Origin of the sequence: Ottowia sp. (assembly GCF_047601385.1) — a bacterium.
Lineage (GTDB): Bacteria > Pseudomonadota > Gammaproteobacteria > Burkholderiales > Burkholderiaceae_C > Ottowia.
Genome location: NZ_JASGJP010000001.1, coordinates 2496617 through 2514728, shown reverse-complemented (window position 1 = coordinate 2514728; position 18112 = coordinate 2496617). Strand labels below are relative to the sequence as shown.

Here is an 18112-nt window from a genome sequence, read left to right as displayed (position 1 = left end):
GCTATATTGGCCCCATGTACCAAGTCCTCGTGTACGTGTACGAGAACTACTGGGGCGGCGACGATTGCCCCGACCGGGATCAGCTCGGCCGCCGGCTTGGCAGCGCCGGCTTCGAGCGCGACGAAATCCAGCAGGCGCTGCGCTGGCTCGACGGCCTGAACAGCGCCGCCGAAGGCTTCACGCTGCCGCCCGCCGCCGCCGAACCCGCCCACCCCGCCTCGCAGGGCAGCCTGCGCGTCTACAGCCCGCAGGAGATGGACTGCCTGGGGCCCGAGGGCATCGCCTGCATCCACTTCCTCGAAGGCGCCGGCGCGCTGTCGCCCGCGCTGCGCGAGGTGGTGATCGACCGCGCCCTGGCCATGCCCGAGCCGCCCGCGCCGGACGACCTGCGCATCATCATCATGATGGTGTACTGGCGGCTGGACGCCAACCCGGACGTGCTGATCCTCGACGAGCTCTGCGACGACACCGCGCATCGGTTGGCGCATTAAAAGGCCCACCCCAGGCTCCACGCGCTGCGCGCTGTTGCGCCACCCCTGAGCGTCGCCCGGCCGCCCGAAGACGCGAGCGCCCCCCTCTGGAGGCAGCGCAGCGTGGGGGCGTTATGACGGGGGCACCGCCAGCGGCCGGCGCAAGCCCGTCCGCGGCGATTGCTGGCATGGCCTGCTCCGCGGCCTTCGAGCTGTTTCGGTTCGACGCCCCGCCGTACTGCTTTCGAGTTCAGTGAAGCAGCTGATCCGGCGTGGCGTTGAGCTTGGCCAGCGCCTCGCGCGTGGCGCGCACGGTGAGCGCCTCGTCCTCGACCGGCACCAGCAGGCCGGCCTGGAGGTAGGCGGCCAGACGGCGCGTCTGCACCAGGTAGCTCCGCCCGCCGCCGCTGGCCAGCAGGTGCAGCTGGCCACGCTCGCTGCGCCAGACGTACTGCACCTGGGCCACCGCGCCCTGGTGGTCGAGAGAGAACCAGCTGCCCAGCTCCAGCTCGTGCGCCCACTGCAGCATGCCTTCGCCAGGCTGAGAGCCGCCGGTGGAGATCACCTCCAGCGCGTCGCCTTCGACGCCGAACATCAGCTCGATCAGGCCCGGGTCGAGCAGCACGTCGCCTTCCGCGTCGTCGGTGACCACGTCCTCCAGCGCCGCCAGCCCGCGCGCCAGCCCGTCCAGGGTGGACTGGGAAATGCTTTCGGCGCGCGAGACGAAGGCCTGCATCACCGCGTCGTTGAGCAGCTTGATGTGGCCGTCCTGCTCGTCGGGGGTGATGGCCACCGAGGTCATGCCCTCGCGCAGCACGGCGATCACGCCGGCCAGCTTCTGCACCACGCGGCCGCGCTCGGCGCGGTCGGAGCGCGGGCTGACCGACCACAGCAAATCGGCCGCGGCCTGCTTGAAGCGCAGCGTCTCGGCGTGCTGCGGGCCGTGCCGCACCGCCGCCATAGCCAGCACGTCGGACCAGATGCGGAACAGGAACTCGCGCACGTCCTCGCCCACCGGCACCGGATCGAGCATGCGGCGCAGCTCGATGGTGTACTGGATCGACAGCGCCTCCTTCTGCTCGACCTGCTGCGCCAGCGTGGCGGCCTGCTGCACGGCGTTGTTCTCGGTGAGCGAGCGGCCGAGGAATTTCTTGAACTCGTCCAGCACCAGCTGGTAGACGCGGCGGCCGGTCTCGGGGTACTGCTCGATCACCTGCACGATGCGCTTGATCTCGCGCTCCAGCCGGCTGCCGCCGATCTGCGCGGCGTCGAAGCCCAGCGCGCAGGCGCCCATGCGGTCGATCAGCTGGCGCGCCGGGTGCTGCACCGAGGCGAAGAAGTCCGGCTCGGCCAGCGCCAGCCGCAGCACCGGGATCTGCAGCCGCGCGAACCACACGCGCAGCGCGGCCGGAATGCGCTCCTCGGCCAGGATGGCCTGGAACATCAGCGCCACGATCTCGATGGTCGCCTTCTCGCTGGGCTTGTCGGCCTTGGCCTTCAGCGCGTTGGCGCGCCGGCGCAGCTGGGTCGCCACCGCCTCCACCTGCGCCCCGGGCATCTCGCCAATGTCGCTGACGCCGGCGCCGGGGCGCTCCATCAGCTCGGTGACGGCGAACGGCGTCGGCGGCTCGGCCAGCGCCTGCGCCAGCCGCGGCGAAGGCGGCCCGGCGGGCGCGCCGGCATCGAAGCCGGCCACGCGGTCGGACAGCATGCGGCGCAACTGCCCCAGCACGCCCTGGGCACGCTCGCGGATGCGCGCCATCGGCGTCACGCCGGTCATCATGCGGGTTTCCTGCGCGGCACGCGCCAGCGCGGAATCGCGCACGTAGGGCGTCTGGGTGGCCGGGCCCTGGCGCGTGTACCCGTCCATGCGCGACATGGGCATGGACGGCGGCGGATCGCGGCGCAGGCCCGGCGGCTCGGCGCGCGGCGCGCGCGCGGACGCCGGCGCGTCGCCGTAGGGCGGCACGGGCGCGGACGCGCTGCCCCAGCCGCTCGGCCGGTCGCGCTTGACCAGCTCCTTCAGGTCGATCTCGGCCATCACACCGTGCTCGATCAGAAACTCATTGGCCGCGCGGTAGGCATCGGCCATGCGCTTGGCCAGCGCCGGCACGAGGGCCGGCTGCACCAGGCCCCACATGGGCTGCGTCAGGCCGCAGCCCTCCCAGGCCTTGACCAGCTCGGTCGGGAACGCGTCCGGCCGCAGCACGTCCTGGCCAGGCCAGTCGGGTGTGCGCTCCAGACGCTGGATGCGCAGCTTGAGGTTGTTGATGTCGGGCCCGGCGGCCTCGCCCACGGCGCTGGCCAGGCGCGAGGCGAGGATCTTGCGATCCACCACCGCCGCGTCCTCCAGCGCGAAGCCGATCCGCTTGCCGCCGGCCGCCGTTCCGCCAGCGCCCGCCTGGGCCAGCGACGCGCGCCAGCCCTGGCGCGCCGCGGTCACCCAGTGCTGCCGCTGGACCTGGAACATCTGGACAGCGTCCATGGCCAGTTGCATCTCGCCGATGGAAGCGTTCCGGGTGCCGCCGGAGGCCAGCGCCGAAAGCAGCGCCTGCACCTGCATCGCCAGGTCGAGAACGCCCTCCTCCAACGCATCGACGAATTGCTCGCGCACCTGGCGCGCCAGGCGGTGCTGGGATTCGTGGGGACGGGAGAAGGAAGCCATGCGCGTGGAAGTCCGCAATCAGTATCGCATGCAGCCGCCCGCGCGCCAGCCGCCGGCGCCCCTTCAGGACGCGGAATCCGCTGCCATGCCGGATTCGTTCACGGGTTTCAGACCACCGCGCCGGAATTCGGGTCGTTCGGGTCGCCTTCCTTGCGGACGGTCTTGACCAGATCCTCGCGCTTGACGCCCAGCCACATGGCGATGGCCGCCGCCACGAACACCGACGAATAGATGCCGAACAGGATGCCGATGGTCAGCGCCATGGCGAAGTAGTGCAGCGTGGCGCCGCCGAACAGCAGCATCGACAGCACCATGGCCTGGGTGGAGGCGTGCGTGATGATGGTGCGGCTGATGGTGGAGGTGATGGCGTGGTCGATCACCTGCACCGTGCTCATCTTGCGGTAGCGCCGGAAGCTCTCGCGGATGCGGTCGAAGATCACCACCGACTCGTTCACCGAATAGCCCAGCACCGCCAGCACCGCCGCCAGCACCGCCAGCGAGAACTCCCACTGGAAGAAGGCGAAGAAGCCCAGGATGATCACCACGTCGTGCAGGTTGGCGATGAGGCCCGCCACCGCGTACTTCCACTCGAAGCGGAACGACAGGTAGATGGCGATGCCGATGATCACGAAGGCCAGCGCCTTCAGCCCGTCGGCCGCCAGTTCCTCGCCGACCTGCGGGCCGACGAACTCGGTGCGGCGCAGCTGCACGCCGGCGTCGGCCGCCTTCAGCGCCTGCAGCACCTGCTCGCTCTGCTGCGCCGAGGTCTCGCCCTTCTTCACCGGCAGGCGGATCATGACGTCGCGCGAGGTGCCGAAGTTCTGCACCTGCACGTCGCTGTAGCCCAACGCGGCGACGGCGCCGCGCACCTTCTCCAGCTCGGCGGGCTGCTCGTAGGCCACTTCCATCACGGTGCCGCCGGTGAACTCCACCGACAGGTGCAGCCCCCGGGTAACCAGGAAGAACACCGCCAGCAGGAAGGTGATGACCGAGATCGCGTTGAGGATCAACGCGTGCTTCATGAACGGGATGTCGCGCCGGATGCGGAAGAATTCCATGGCTCGGGTTCCTGGGCTGTTTCGGGGCGCGCGTCAGGCGGCGTCGGGGCTGGGGCGCTGGGCGTCGGCCTGCGGCCGCCACACGGTGCCGATGGACACCGTCTTGAGCTTCTTCTGCCGCCCGTACCAGAGGTTGACCAGGCCGCGCGAGAAGAACACCGCCGAGAACATCGAGGTCAGGATGCCGATGCAGTGCACCACGGCGAAGCCGCGCACCGGCCCGGAGCCGAAGGCCAGCAGGGCCAGGCCGGCGATCAGCGAGGTGACGTTGGAATCCAGGATGGTGGCCCAGGCGCGGTCGTAGCCGGCATGGATGGCCGCCTGCGGCGAAGCGCCGCCGCGCAGCTCCTCGCGCACGCGCTCGTTGACCAGCACGTTGGCGTCGATCGCCATGCCCAGCGCCAGCGCCATGGCCGCCATGCCGGGCAGCGTCAGCGTGGCCTGCAGCATCGAGAGGATGGCCACCAGCAGCAGCAGGTTGAAGCCCAGCGCGATGCTGGAGAACACGCCGAACAGCGCGTAGTACACGCACATGAAGATGCAGATCGCCACGAAGCCCCAGGCCACGCTGTGGAAGCCCTTGGCGATGTTCTCGGCGCCCAGGCTCGGGCCGATGGTGCGCTCCTCGATGATCTCCATCGGCGCGGCCAGCGAGCCGGCGCGCAGCAGCAGCGCCAAGTCGTTGGCCTCGTTCACGCTCATCGAGCCGGAGATCTGGAAGCGGTTGCCCAGCTCGGCCTGGATCACCGGGGCCGTCAGCGCCTCGCCCTTGCCCTTCTCGAACAGGACGATGGCCATGCGCTTCTTCAGGTTCTCCTGGCTGACCTGCTTCATGATCGCGCCGCCCTTGGAGTCGACCGTCAGGTCCACCTTGGGCTGCTGGGTCTGCGTGTCGAAGCCGGGCTGGGCGTTGGTCAGGCTGTCGCCGGTCAGGATGACCTGGCGCTTGACGATCACCGGGTGGCCGTCGCGCAGCAGGAACTTCTCGGAGCCGAAGGGCACCGGGCCGTTGTTCAGCTCGGCGGCGCGGCCCTCGGCGCTTTCGTCCACCAGGCGCATCTCCAGCGTGGCGGTGCGGCCCAGGATGTCCTTGGCCTTCGCGGTGTCCTGCACGCCGGGCAGCTGCACCACCACGCGGTCGGCGCCCTGCTGCTGGATGACGGGTTCGGCCACGCCCAGCTCGTTCACGCGGTTGTGCAGGGTGGTGATGTTCTGCTTGACGGCGTCGTTCTGCACCTGCAGCAGCGCCGGCGGCTTGAAGCTGGCGACCAGGCGCGGCTCGCCGGCGGTGGATTCGGCCAATTGCAGGTCGGGCTGGGTGTCGGTGATGACGCGGCGCGCCGCCTCCAGCGTGGCGGCATCGCGGGCGCGGATTTCGACCGCGTTGCCCTCGCGCGTGACGCCGCCGTGGCGCACGTCCTTCTGGCGCAGGGCCAGGCGGATGTCGCTGGCCACGGTGTCCAGGCGCTTGGTGATGGCCGCGCGCATGTCCACCTGCAGCATGAAGTGCACGCCGCCGCGCAGGTCCAGGCCCAGGTACATGGGCTTGGCGTTGAGCGCCGTCAGCCAGTTCGGCGAGCGCGACACCAGGTTGAGGGCGACGACGTAGGCCGGATCGGCCGCGTCGGGGTTGACGGCGTGCTCGATCGCGTCCTTGGCCTTGAGCTGGTCGTCGGGCGTGGTGAAGCGCGCCAGCACCGAGGTGCCTTCCATCGTCAGCCGGTCGGGGGCGACGCCGGCGGCCTTGAGCGCCTCTTCCACGCGCGCGAGGGTGCCGGTATCCACCTTCGCCGTCACCTTGCCGGCCGACACCTGCACCGCCGGCGCCTCGCCGAACAGGTTGGGCAGGGTGTAGATCACGGCCACCAGCAGGGCGACGACGATGATCGCGTACTTCCAGAGGGGGTAACGGTTCATGGCGCGAAGGAGTGAGGCATGGGTGGGCGGCCGGCCAGCTCGGCCTGCCGCGGCGGTGCGAGTCGCCCGCTTACTTGATGGTTCCCTTGGGCAGCACCTGCACCACGGCACTGCGCTGCATCTGCACCTCGACGCCGTTGGCGATCTGCACGCCGAGGGCGCCGTCCGACACCGAGACGATCCTGCCCAGCATGCCGCCGGCGGTCACCACCTCGTCGCCCTTGGCCAGGGCGTCGATCATGGCGCGGTGCTCCTTCTGCTTCTTCATCTGCGGGCGGATCATGATGAAGTACAGCACCACGAACATCAGCACCAGCGGCAGCATGCTGGTGAGGGTGGAGGACATCGAGGCGGATTCGGCGGCGGCGGGGGCGGCCTGGGCGTAGGCATTGGAGATGAACATGGGCGGGACTCCTGAGGAAAGGACGGCCAGGCAGGCGCGCGGCGGGCGCCTGGGCGGGAAAAGTGCCCGCGAAAGCGGGCACTGGAGGCAACCGCGTATTGTAGTAAGCGGCGGCGCCACGCCGATTACTACATGTTTGATAGCTGCCAGCGCTTGCTGGACGGGCGATAGAGGCCGATTTAACCCATAAAGATCAGGCCGCTTGCTGGGCCGCGGGCGCGCCGCCCGGCTGGCGCCACCGGGCCATCAGCTCGTCCCAGCGGGCGCGCGCGGCCTTCAGGTTGCGCTCCTTCACGTGGCCGTAGCCCTTGACCTGCTCGGGAATGCGGGCGATCTCCAGCGCCAGCGCGTGGTTGTCGGCGTTCAGCGACTTCAGCAACTCTTCGACGCTGGCGCGGTACTGCCCGATCAGCGCGCGCTCGGTGCGGCGCTCCTCGCTGCGGCCGAACACGTCCAGCGCGGTGCCGCGCAGGCCCTTCAATTTGGCCAGCAGGCGGAAGCTGCGCAGCATGCCGGGGCCGTACTTCTTCTTGACCAGCTCGCCCTTCTCGTTGCGCCGGGCCGTCAGCGGCGGCGCCAGGTGGTAGTTCAGCGTGTAGTCGCCCTCGAACATGCCCTCGATGCGCGCCAGGAAGGCCGGGTCGCTGTGCAGGCGCGCCACCTCGTATTCGTCCTTGTAGGCCATCAGCTTGAACAAATAGCGCGCCACCGCTTCGCTTACCGCCGTCTTGCCCAGGGCGCTCTCGGCCTGCTGCACGCGGGCGACGAAGGCGCGATAGGTCTCGGCGTAGGCGGCGTTCTGGTAGCCGGCGAGGAACTCCACGCGGCGGGCGATCAGCGTGTCCAGCGTCTCGCGCTTCTTGAACTCGATCACCTGCGCGCCGCCGGCGCCGGCCAGGGCCTGGGTCACGCGCGAAAGGTCATGCGCGGCCTGGCGCCCCCATTCGAAGGCGGCCTTGTTGTTCTCCACCTGCACGTTGTTCAGCTCCATGGCGCGCAGCAGCGATTCGCGCGCCAGCGGCACCCAGCCCTTCTGCCAGGCGTAGCCCAGCAGCATGGGGTTGATGTAGAGCGTGTCGCCCATCAGCCTGCCGGCCACGGCGTCGGCGTCGAAGGCGGCCAGGCCCTCGGCGCCAACGGCGCGGGTGATGTCGGCCATGCAGCGCTCGGCCGGGTTCTGCCAGCCGCTGTCCTTGACGAAGGCGGCGGTGGGGGTGGCATGGGCGTTCAGCGCCACGTGGGTGCGGCCCTCGCGCATGCGCAGCAGGGTTTCCTTGTTGGCGGCCACGATCGGGTCGCAGCCGATGATCAGGTCGGCCGCCGCCATGCCCACGCGGGTGGTGCGGATGTCGTCCTGCGTGGCGCCGATCAGCACGTGGCTCCAGGTGGCGCCGCCCTTCTGCGCCAGGCCGGCCGCGTCCTGCGTGACGATGCCCTTGCCCTCGATGTGCGCGGCCACGCCCAGCAACTGGCCGATGGTGATGACGCCCGTGCCGCCCACGCCGGCCACCACGATGCCCCAGGCGCCCCCAGGCACCGGCTGCTGCTGCACCGGCTCGGGCAGCGGGCCCAGCTCGAACGGCGACACCTTGGCGCCAGCCCTGGCCTTCTTCTTGAGCTGCCCGCCCTCGACGGTGATGAAGCTGGGGCAGAAGCCCTTCAGGCAGCTCATGTCCTTGTTGCAGGTGCTCTGGTTGATGGTGCGCTTGCGGCCGAACTCGGTCTCCAGCGGCTCCACGGAAAGGCAGTTGCTCTGCACGCTGCAATCGCCGCAGCCCTCGCACACCAGCTCGTTGATCACCACGCGCTTGGCCGGGTCCACCATGGTGCCGCGCTTGCGGCGGCGGCGCTTCTCGGTGGCGCAGGTCTGGTCGTAGATGATGACCGTGGTGCCCTTGATCTCGCGGAAGGCGCGCTGCACCGCGTCCAGTTGGTCGCGGTGGTGGATCTCGATGCCCTCGGGCAGGCCCAGGCCTTTAGCGCCGTCGTACTTCTCGGGCTCGTCGGTGACGATGGTGATCCTGGCCGCGCCCTCGGCGCGCATGTTCTGCGCGATCTGGATCACCGACAGCCCCTCGGGCCGCTCGCCGATCTGCTGGCCGCCGGTCATGGCCACGGCGTCGTTGTAGAGGATCTTGTAGGTGATGTTCACGCCCGCCGCCACCGACTGGCGCACCGCCAGCGTGCCGCTGTGGAAGTAGGTGCCGTCGCCCAGGTTGGCGAACATGTGCTGGTCATGGCTGAAGGGCTGCTGCCCCACCCAGGGCACGCCCTCGCCGCCCATCTGCGTGAAGCCGACGGTGCTGCGGTCCATCCAGATGCTCATGAAGTGGCAGCCGATGCCGGCCATGGCGCGTGAGCCCTCGGGCACGCGGGTGCTGGTGTTGTGCGGGCAGCCGGAGCAGAACCAGGGCTGGCGGTCGGCGCCCGCGCCACTGGATTGCAGCACCTGCATGGTGCGGTCGGCGGCGTCCAGCACGGCCAGCTGCCGGTCGATGCGCGCCTGCATGTCGCCGTCGATGCCCAATTTCTTGAGCCGCTGGGCGATGGCGCGGGCGATCAGCGCCGGCGTCAGGTCGGCGGTGGCGCGCAGCAGCGCGTTGGCCGTGGGATTGGCGCGCGACCATTCGCCGCCGGAGTAGTCGCTGCCGTCCTCGTGGTACTTGCCCACCACGTTGGGGCGCACGTCGGCGCGCCAGTTGTACAGCTCTTCCTTCAGCTGGTATTCGATGACCTGGCGCTTTTCCTCCACCACCAGGATTTCCTGCAGGCCGGTGGCGAATTCGCGCGTGGCCGTGGCCTCCAGCGGCCACACCACGCTGACCTTGTGCAGGCGGATGCCGAGCTGGCGGCAGGTGGCGTCGTCCAGGCCCAGGTCCAGCAGCGCCTGGCGCGTGTCGTTGTAGGCCTTGCCGCTGGCGATGATGCCGAAGCGGTCATGAGGCCCCTCGATCACGTTGTGGTTGAGCCGGTTGGCGCGCACGTAGGCCAGCGCGGCGTACCACTTGGTGTTGAACAGGCGCTCCTCCTGCGGCAGCGCGGCGTCGGGCCAGCGGATGTGCACGCCGCCGGGCGGCATCTCGAAGTCGGGCAGCACCACCTGCACCCGCTCGGGGTCGATCATGGCCGTGGCGCTGGACTCGACGATCTCCTGGATCGTCTTCATGCCGGTCCACACGCCGGCGTAGCGGCTCATGGCGAAGGCGTGCAGCCCCAGGTCCAGGATGTCCTGCACGCTGGCCGGGAAGAACACCGGCAGCCCGCAGGCCTTGAAGATGTGGTCGCTCTGGTGCGCGGCGGTGCTGCTCTTGGCCACGTGGTCGTCGCCGGCCACGGCGATCACGCCACCCCAGGGCGTGGTGCCGGCCATGTTGGCGTGCTTGAACACGTCGGCCGTGCGGTCCACGCCCGGCCCCTTGCCGTACCAGATGCCGAACACGCCGTCGAAGCGGTTGCTGCCCGGCGGCGCGAAGCCGAGCTGCTGCGTGCCCCAGACGGCTGTGGCGGCCAGCTCCTCGTTGACGCCGGGCTGGAAGACGATGTTCTGCTTCTCCAGGTGCTTGCGCGCCGCCCACAGCGCCTGGTCGTAGCTGCCCAGCGGCGAGCCGCGGTAGCCGCTGACGAAGCCGGCGGTGTTCCTGCCGGCCAGCGCGTCGCGCTGGCGCTGGAGCATGGGCAGCTTGACCAGCGCCTGAATGCCGCTCATGAAGGCGCGGCCGTGGTCGAGGCTGTATTTGTCGTCCAGCGTGACGGTTTCCAGCGCCTTGCGGACGTGTTCGGGCAACGGGGCGTTCATCGTGTGCGTCTCCTGGGCCGCCGGCCTCATGCGCCGGCATTTGCGGGTTAGCAAAGTGTATGCCGGCTCCCGCGATAAGTTCTTTCTTTGTGTGCCGCGCGCCGCCGCATTGGAGAAAGAATCTTTCTAGAATCAACCCACCATGGAAACACTCGATGCCTATGACCGGGCGATTCTGCGCGAGCTTCAGTCCGACGGGCGGCTGACCAACGCCGAGCTCGCGCAGCGCGTGGGCCTGTCGGCCGCGCCGTGCTGGCGCCGGGTGCGCGCGCTGGAGAAGGCCGGCTACATCAAGGGCTACCGCGCCGAGGTGGACCGCCACCGGATCGGCCTGGGCGTGCTGGCCTTCGTGCGGCTGGACGCGGTGCAGATCAGCGGCGCCGAGCTGCGCCAGCTGGAGGACGCGATCCGCGCCATTCCGGAGGTGGTGAGCTGCCACTACATCAGCGGCGCCGGCACCTTCGAGCTGCAGGTGGTGGGGCGCGACCTGGCGCAGTTCAGCCGCTTCGCGCGCGAGGTGCTGGTCCAGCTGCCGAACGTGAAGGACCTGCACACCAGCTTCTCGCTGGGCGAGGTCAAGGCGGCGGGCGCGCTGCCGATCTGAGCGGCGCCGCCCCATCGCCATGCCGGCCGCGCGCGGATTGCAAGCCTTTTCGGCCTCTGGCGCTTGCCCAGAAAGCGCCGGAAGCTATCAGTATGATAGCATCAAGCCTTGGCCGGCACCACGCCCCGGCGCATCTGGTCCAGCTCCATGGTCTCGAACAGGGCCTTGAAGTTGCCCTCGCCGAAGCCCTCGTTGCCCTTGCGCTGGATGAACTCGAAGAAGATCGGCCCCAGCTGGTTCTCGCTGAAGATCTGCAACAGCAGCTCGCCCTCCAGGCCGTCCACCAGGATGTTGCGCGCCTGCAGCTCGCCGATGGGCTCCTTCAGGCCGGGGATGCGCCTGGGCAGCAGCTCGTAGTACGTCTCGCTGGTGTCCAGCAGCTTGACGCCGGCCATCTGCAGCGCGTCCACGGTGTCGTAGAGGTTCTTCGTCGCCAGCGCGATGTGCTGCACGCCCTCGCCGTGGTAGCGGTCCAGGTACTCCTGGATCTGGCCCTTCTGGTCGTTGCCCTCCTCGTTGATGGGGATGCGGATCTTGCCGCAGGGGCTGGTCATGGCCTTGCTCTTGACGCCGGTGGCCTGGCCCTCGATGTCGAAATAGCGCACCTCGCGGAAGTTGAACAGCCGCTCGTAGAAGCCGGCCCACTCGTCCATGCGGCCCTTGTGCACGTTGTGCGTGAGGTGGTCGATCACCGTCATGCCGTAGCCCTCGGGGTTGAGCGCGCCGGCGCCGCTCACGCCCGGCAGCGGCTCGAAGTCCACGTCGTAGAAGCCGATGTTGCCGATGTCGCCCTCCTTGGCGCCGTTCTTGCCGCGCCAGCGGTCGATCAGATAGATGATCGAGTCGCCGATGCCCTTGATGGCCGGGATGTTCAGCTCGCCCGGCCCCGCCTGCCCGGCATAGCCCCAGGCGCCCAGTCGAATGGCGCGCTCGTGCGCGGCCTTGGCGTCCCGCACGCGCAAGGCGATGGCGCAGATGCTCGGCCCGTGCAGCCGCGCGAAGCGCTGGGCGAAGCTGTCCGGTTCGGCGTTGATGATGAAGTTGATCTCGCCCTGGCGGTACAGCGTCACGTCCTTGTGGCGGTGCCTGGCCACGGCGGCGAAGCCCATGCGCTCGAACACCTCGCCCATCGCCTTGGGGTCGGGCGCGGCGTATTCGATGAACTCGAAGCCGTCGGTGCCCATCGGGTTGTCCCAGGTGGTGCCGGGCCGGGCGGTGGCGGTGCTGTTCATGAGAAATCTCCTGCGGGGATGAAAGCCATCAACTTTAGGGCGCGGGGGCCTCAGCTTTCCGGCGTTCGAAGGCTGCGCCCGGCCGTCATGCGGCGTAAGATTGCGCGATCATGGCCTTGGACGCCTTCGACCGGCTCGACCTCGCCATCCTGAGCGAGTTGCAGGCGGACGGGCGCGCCACCAGCGAAGCCATCGGCGAACGCATCGGCCTGTCGGCCAGCGCCGTGCTGCGCCGCATCAAAAAGCTCGAGGAAGAGGCCATCGACCGCTACGTGGCCCTGCTGCGGCCCGAGGCGCTGGGCCTGGGGCTGACGGCCTACGTCAACGTGCGACTGGAAAAGCGCACCGACCGCGCCAAGCGCAATCCGATGGACGAATTCCGCGCCAGCGTGCTGGCCTGGCCCGAGGTGACGGAATGCGTGGCGCTGACAGGCGAAATGGACTTTATGTTGCGCATGGTGGTCCAGGACATGAGCGCGTACTCACGTTTCATGATGGATACGCTGCTGCGCCACCCCGCCGTGCAGGACTGCAAGACCAGCTTCGTGATGGACCGCGTGAAGGCCACCACGGCGCTGCCGATTTCAGCATGAAATACGGACTCAGAGCTTATTCAGCAAGCGCAGGCAGCTATTGTTTTTGATATGAAAGGGCCGCCAGCGTGTCGTCGCGCAGGGCAATTTGGCGACGGCTAATACAACAACTTCACATTTAATTTGTTGCGATGCAGCAAATACACCTTCTTTGGAGTTTCGACTCTAGGGGTTAGCCCTAATATGGCTGGCATGGACACCCACCTGCTCACTCACCGGGACCGCGCAGGCGACACGCCCGCCGCGAGCCCCGCCCCCCTGCCCCGCGAGCCCGCGGCCATCGTGCCGATCCGCGCCATCGGCCCGCGCTACCGCGAGCAGATCGCGCAGCACCTGCTGGCCCTGAGCGGCCACGACCGCTACCTGCGCTTCGGCTACGCGGCCAACGACGAGCAGATCCGCCGGTACGCCGAGGGTCTGAACTTCGAGCGCGACCGCGTGTTCGGCATCTTCAACCGCAAGCTCGAACTGGTCGCCACGGCCCACCTGGCCTATCCGGCCGACATGAGCCAGGCCGGCTTCGCCGAGTTCGGCGTCTCGGTCGCCGGCCACGCCCGCGGCCGCGGCTACGGCACGCGCCTGTTCGAGCGCGCCGCCATCCACGCCGTCAACGATGGCGTCAAGACGCTCTACATCCACGCCTTGAGCGAGAACACCGCCATGCTGCGCATCGCCCGCGGCGCCGGCGCGGTGGTCGAGCGCTCCGGCAGCGAGAGCGAGGCTTACCTGAAGCTGCCCGAGGCGGGCTTCCGCAGCCGCCTGGACGAACTGCTCGGCGACCAGGTCGGCCAGATGGACTACCTGCTCAAGACCGAAGCCTCGTGGGCGCGCAGCCTGCTGGCCGTGGTGCAGGAAGTGCGCGCCAGCATGCGCGAGGGCGGCCACAAGTCGGGTACCTGAAATGACCCCCCCCGTTGCTCCACTCGCTGCGCGATGTTGCGGCATCCCCCCTCCAAGGGAGCGCACCCACTGGCCGGGGGAACCCCGGCCACGGGTGCGCGGGCATGGCCTGCTTCGCGGCCTTCGGGCTCTTTGGGTTTCCTGCGCTGCGGATGGCGCGGCGCCATGAATAACTGAGGCGCGGCGGCGTCTTGCGGTTCGGCTATCCTTGAAAACGTCGCAACCACCGCACGTCCTGCACCACCTCAGTGGCTGACCCACACCCGTCCCGCCCCGGCGAGCGCGAAGACAAGCGCAGCCTGTTCCAGAAGCTGGTCGAATTCATCAAGCCCGGGCCCGACTCGACCGACGAGCTGATCGAGACCCTGGCCGAGGCCGAGGACAAGGAACTGATCGGCGCCGAGAGCCGCGTGATGCTCGAAGGCGTGCTGCGGCTGGCCGACATGACGGCCGGCGACGCCATGGTGGCGGCGCCGCGCATGGACCTGCTGGACATCGACGCGCCCTACGACGACCTGCTGCACCAGGTCATCACCACCGCGCACTCGCGCTTTCCGGTCTACCAGGACGAGCGCGAGAACGTCATCGGCATCCTGATGGCCAAGGACCTGCTCAAGCTCCAGCGCGCGCCGGAGCTGAACCTGCGCACCCTGCTGCGCCCGGCCTTCTTCGTGCCCGAGAGCAAGGGCCTGAACGACCTGCTGCGCGCGTTCCGCGTCAACCGCAACCACCTGGCCATGGTGGTGGACGAGTTCGGCCGCACGGCGGGCCTGATCACCATCGAGGACGTGCTGGAGCAGATCGTCGGCGAGATCGAGGACGAGTTCGACATCGAGAGCGACGAGGGCGACATCTTCGCCCTGGCCGACAGCACCTGGCGCGTGGCCGGCGACACGCCGCTGGCGCGCGTCAACGAGTCGTTCGGCGTGCATCTGGGCGCCGACCCGGACGGCGACCTGGAGGTCGATTTCGACACCATCGGCGGCCTGATCGCCCACGAGATGGGCCACGTGCCCAAGCGCGGCGAAACCTTCAGCATGGGCGGGCTCGACTTCCAGGTGCTGCACACCAAGGGCGGCGCGGTGCGCTGGTTCAAGGTCTCGCCCGCGCCGGCCAGCGTCGATTAAAGTCCGCTCCCATGCGGCTCGCCCACTGGCTGGCCTCGCCCGCCGCGGCGCTGCCGGCCGGCCTGGCGCAGGCCCTTTCCATCGCCGATCCCTGGACCGGCCAGCCGCACTGGTGGCTGCAGATCGCCAGCCTGGCCTGGCTGGTGTGGCAGTTCGCGCACCATGCCGAACGGCAGCTGTCCTGGCGCGCCAGCACCTGGGTCAGCCCCGAAACCGGCGGCGCCTGGCGCGGCGGCTTCGCGGCCGGCGGGCTGTTCGGCCTCGGCTGGCTGGCCGGCACCTTCTGGTGGCTGTTCATCTCCATGCACACCTACGGCGGGCTGGCCGCGCCGCTGGCCGTGGCCGCCGTGCTGGCGCTGGCGGGCCTGCTGGCGCTTTATTACGCGCTGGCGGCCGCCGCCTTCATGGCGCTGGCGCCGGCGCGGCTGCTGGCACGGCGGCCCGTGTTGTGCGCCTCAGGCTTCGCCGCGCTGTGGACGCTGGCCGAGCTGCTGCGCGGCACGCTGTTCACCGGCTTTCCCTGGGGCGCGGGCGGCTACGCGCACGTGGACGGGCCGCTGGCCTTCCTGGCGCGCTACGCCGGCGTGTACGGCATCGGCTTCGTCGCGGCGGCGCTCGCCGCCCTGCTGGCGCTGGCGCCGCGCGTGGCCTGGCACCGGCCGCGCGTGTGGGCCATGTCGGCGCTGCTGCTGCTGCTGGGCGCCGGGCTGTGGGGCTGGCGCTGGTGCGAACTGGACGGCGCGTGCCGCGCGCCGCAGGCGCCGCTGCGCACCGAGGTGGCGCTGCTGCAGGGCAACATCGCGCAGGACGAGAAGTTCGTGCCCGGCACCGGCGTGGCCGATTCGCTGCGCTGGTACGGCGAGCAACTGCAGGGCGCCGCCGCGCCGCTGGTGGTGGCGCCCGAGACCGCGCTGCCCCTGCTGCCGCGCCAGCTGCCCGACGGCTACTGGCAGGCGCTGACCGAGCGCTTCGCCGGCCCCGGCCAAGCCGCGCTGCTGGGCGTGCCGCTGGGCAACCTGGAGGAGGGCTACACCAATTCCGTGGTCGGCTTTGCGCCCGGGCAGGCCGCGCCCTACCGCTACGACAAGCACCACCTGGTGCCCTTCGGCGAATTCATCCCGCCGCTGTTCCGCTGGTTCGTGCGGCTGATGAACATCCCGCTGGGCGACTTCGCGCGCGGCGGCCTGGGCCAGCCCGCGTTCGCCTGGCAGGGCCAGCGGCTGGCGCCCAACATCTGCTACGAGGACTTGTTCGGCGAGGAGCTGGGCGCGCGCTTCGCCGACCCGGCCAGCGCGCCCACGGCCTTCGTCAACCTGAGCAACATCGCCTGGTTCGGCGACACGGTGGCGATCGACCAGCACCTGGCGATCAGCCGCATGCGCGCGCTGGAGTTCGAGCGTCCCATGCTGCGCGCCACCAACACCGGCGCCACGGCCATCATCGACCACCGCGGCCAGGTCACGCACCAGCTGCCGCGCCTGACGCGCGCCGTGCTGGCGGGCAGCTTCGAGGGCCGCACCCACCTCACGCCGTACGCGCGCTGGGTGGCGCTGGCGGGGCTGTGGCCGCTGTGGGCCGGGTGCGCGCTGCTGGCGGCAGCGCTGGCGTCAGCCGCGCGACGCGCACGCGGCTGACGCTGGGGCACAATCCGCGCCCATGGCCGAATCCTTTTCCTACGATCAACTCATCGCCTCCGGAGAGGGGCGCCTGTTCGGGCCCGACGCGGGCCGGCTGCCGCTGCCGCCGATGCTGATGTTCGACCGCATCACCAACATCGACGGCGACGGCGGCGCGCACGGCCTGGGCCGCATCGAGGCCGAGCTGGACGTCAAGCCCGATCTCTGGTTCTTCGCCTGCCACTTCCAGGGCGACCCGGTGATGCCCGGCTGCCTGGGGCTGGACGCGATGTGGCAGCTGATCGGCTTCTACCTGACCTGGCTGCGCCTGCCCGGGCGCGGGCGCGCCTTGGGCGCGGGCGAGGTCAAGTTCACCGGCGAGGTCGGCCCCGACGTGAAGCTGGTGCGCTACGAGATCGACATCAAGCGCGTCATCAAGCGCAAGCTGAACATGGCCATCGGCGACGCGCGCCTGCTGGCCGACGGCCAGGAGATCTACGTCGCCAACGACCTGCGCGTGGGCCTGTTCTCGCGCGAAGCCAAGATCGCTGCATAAAACATAGCTGCCGGCGCTTGGCTGGCGGGCGCTGGAGGCACATTTGATGCCCGAGCAGCGGCCGGCTCGTAAAATGCCCGGTTTCGCCAGCCACCGCGCCGCGCGGGCCGCCGCCGCCATGCTCACCTTCCAGCAGATCATCCTCACCCTCCAGCAGTACTGGGACGCCCAGGGCTGCGCGCTGCTCCAGCCCTACGACATGGAAGTGGGCGCGGGCACCTCGCACACCGCCACCTTCCTGCGCGCCCTCGGCCCCGAGCCCTGGAAGGCCGCCTACGTGCAGCCCAGCCGCCGCCCCAAGGACGGCCGCTACGGCGAGAACCCGAACCGCATGCAGCACTACTACCAGTACCAGGTGGTGCTCAAGCCCGCGCCGGCCAACATCCTGGAGCTGTACCTGGGCTCGCTGCAGGCGCTCGGCTTCGACCTGAAGAAGAACGACATCCGCTTCGTCGAGGACGACTGGGAGAACCCCACGCTCGGCGCCTGGGGCCTGGGCTGGGAGGTCTGGCTCAACGGCATGGAGGTGACGCAGTTCACCTACTTCCAGCAGGTCGGCGGCATCGACTGCCGGCCCGCCACCGGCGAGATCACCTACGGCCTGGAGCGGCTGGCGATGTACCTGCAGGGCGTGGACAACGTGTTCAACCTGAAGTGGACCGAAGGTCTGACTTACGGGGATGTGTATTTGCAAAACGAGCAGGAGCAGTCGGCCTACAACTTCGAGCACAGCGACGCCGACTTCCTGTTCACCGCCTTCAACGCGCACGAGAAACAGGCCAAATATTTGATGGAGCAGCAGCTCGCCCTGCCCGCCTACGAGCAGGTGCTGAAGGCCGCGCACACCTTCAACCTGCTGGACGCGCGCGGCGCCATCAGCGTGACCGAGCGCGCCGCCTACATCGGCCGCATCCGCAACCTGGCGCGCGCCGTGGCGCAGGCCTATTACGAGAGCCGCGAGCGGCTGGGCTTTCCGCTGGCGCCGCGCGAGTGGGTGGCGCAGATCGAGAAGAAAGCCGCATAGTCATGAAACACCCCCCTGAGTCGCTGACGCGCCTTCCCCCCTCTCCTGCGGGAGGGGGGACAACGCCGGTGGCCGGCGCAGGTCCGTCCACGGCGTTCGCTGGCTTGGCCTGCTCCGCGGCCATCGGGTTCTTTCGGTTTTGCCGATCGCA

General features: G+C 69.5%; 14 protein-coding genes. 8 read left to right on the top strand and 6 right to left on the bottom strand.

The genetic code is table 11. The annotated features are described in order from the left end of the window. The first annotated feature begins 14 nt into the window (after positions 1 to 14). Positions 15 to 491 (top strand): DUF494 family protein, encoded by a 477-nt coding sequence (locus tag QM772_RS12270; protein WP_415136844.1) that lies wholly within the window; start codon positions 15 to 17, stop codon positions 489 to 491. A gap of 229 nt (positions 492 to 720) precedes the next feature. Here the strand turns inward: QM772_RS12270 and QM772_RS12265 are convergent, their stop codons facing one another. From QM772_RS12265 to QM772_RS12245, 5 genes are all read right to left on the bottom strand, one after another. Then, positions 721 to 3135: a DUF1631 family protein gene (locus tag QM772_RS12265; protein WP_415136842.1), complete on the bottom strand. Its 2415-nt coding sequence runs from the start codon at positions 3133 to 3135 to the stop codon at positions 721 to 723. A gap of 107 nt (positions 3136 to 3242) precedes the next feature. Continuing rightward, entirely contained in the window at positions 3243 to 4193 is a 951-nt protein-coding gene (gene secF / locus QM772_RS12260; protein ID WP_415136840.1) for a protein translocase subunit SecF, read from the bottom strand. A gap of 33 nt (positions 4194 to 4226) precedes the next feature. Continuing rightward, complete coding sequence (secD, locus tag QM772_RS12255; protein ID WP_415136838.1) at positions 4227 to 6110, bottom strand: protein translocase subunit SecD; 1884 nt, start codon at positions 6108 to 6110, stop codon at positions 4227 to 4229. Positions 6111 to 6180: 70 nt separating this feature from the next. Further along, positions 6181 to 6513: a preprotein translocase subunit YajC gene (gene yajC / locus QM772_RS12250; RefSeq protein WP_415136836.1), complete on the bottom strand. Its 333-nt coding sequence runs from the start codon at positions 6511 to 6513 to the stop codon at positions 6181 to 6183. 193 nt (positions 6514 to 6706) lie between these two features. Then, complete coding sequence (locus tag QM772_RS12245) at positions 6707 to 10309, bottom strand: indolepyruvate ferredoxin oxidoreductase family protein (protein WP_415136834.1); 3603 nt, start codon at positions 10307 to 10309, stop codon at positions 6707 to 6709. Between the two features lie 142 nt (positions 10310 to 10451). Here QM772_RS12245 and QM772_RS12240 point away from each other — a divergent pair, with 142 nt between their 5' ends. Continuing rightward, the gene (locus QM772_RS12240; protein ID WP_415136832.1) at positions 10452 to 10913 is read left to right on the top strand and encodes an Lrp/AsnC family transcriptional regulator; all 462 of its coding nucleotides are present in this window, start codon (positions 10452 to 10454) and stop codon (positions 10911 to 10913) included. A 101-nt stretch (positions 10914 to 11014) separates the two neighbouring features. On the opposite strand, the gene hppD is transcribed toward QM772_RS12240, so the two are convergent. Then, positions 11015 to 12145, bottom strand: a complete 1131-nt coding sequence (gene hppD / locus QM772_RS12235; protein ID WP_415136830.1) for a 4-hydroxyphenylpyruvate dioxygenase — start codon at positions 12143 to 12145, stop codon at positions 11015 to 11017. Positions 12146 to 12255: 110 nt separating this feature from the next. On the opposite strand from hppD, the gene QM772_RS12230 reads away from it, so the two are divergent. The 6 genes from QM772_RS12230 (at position 12256) to glyQ (ending at position 17961) form a co-directional block, all read left to right on the top strand. Further along, on the top strand, positions 12256 to 12738 hold the full coding sequence (locus tag QM772_RS12230; protein ID WP_415136828.1) for an Lrp/AsnC family transcriptional regulator: 483 nt from the start codon (positions 12256 to 12258) through the stop codon (positions 12736 to 12738). A gap of 192 nt (positions 12739 to 12930) precedes the next feature. Then, positions 12931 to 13638, top strand: coding sequence for a GNAT family N-acetyltransferase (locus tag QM772_RS12225; RefSeq protein ID WP_415136826.1), 708 nt, complete (start codon positions 12931 to 12933; stop codon positions 13636 to 13638). Between the two features lie 248 nt (positions 13639 to 13886). Then, positions 13887 to 14765, top strand: coding sequence for an HlyC/CorC family transporter (locus QM772_RS12220; protein WP_415136824.1), 879 nt, complete (start codon positions 13887 to 13889; stop codon positions 14763 to 14765). 11 nt (positions 14766 to 14776) lie between these two features. Further along, entirely contained in the window at positions 14777 to 16399 is a 1623-nt protein-coding gene (gene lnt, locus QM772_RS12215) for an apolipoprotein N-acyltransferase (protein ID WP_415136822.1), read from the top strand. 22 nt (positions 16400 to 16421) lie between these two features. Then, positions 16422 to 16937 carry a bifunctional 3-hydroxydecanoyl-ACP dehydratase/trans-2-decenoyl-ACP isomerase gene (gene fabA / locus QM772_RS12210; protein WP_415136820.1) on the top strand — a complete coding sequence of 172 codons (516 nt, stop codon included), beginning with the start codon at positions 16422 to 16424 and terminating at the stop codon, positions 16935 to 16937. Between the two features lie 118 nt (positions 16938 to 17055). Further along, positions 17056 to 17961, top strand: coding sequence for a glycine--tRNA ligase subunit alpha (gene glyQ / locus QM772_RS12205; protein ID WP_415139574.1), 906 nt, complete (start codon positions 17056 to 17058; stop codon positions 17959 to 17961). Positions 17962 to 18112 lie beyond the last annotated feature (151 nt).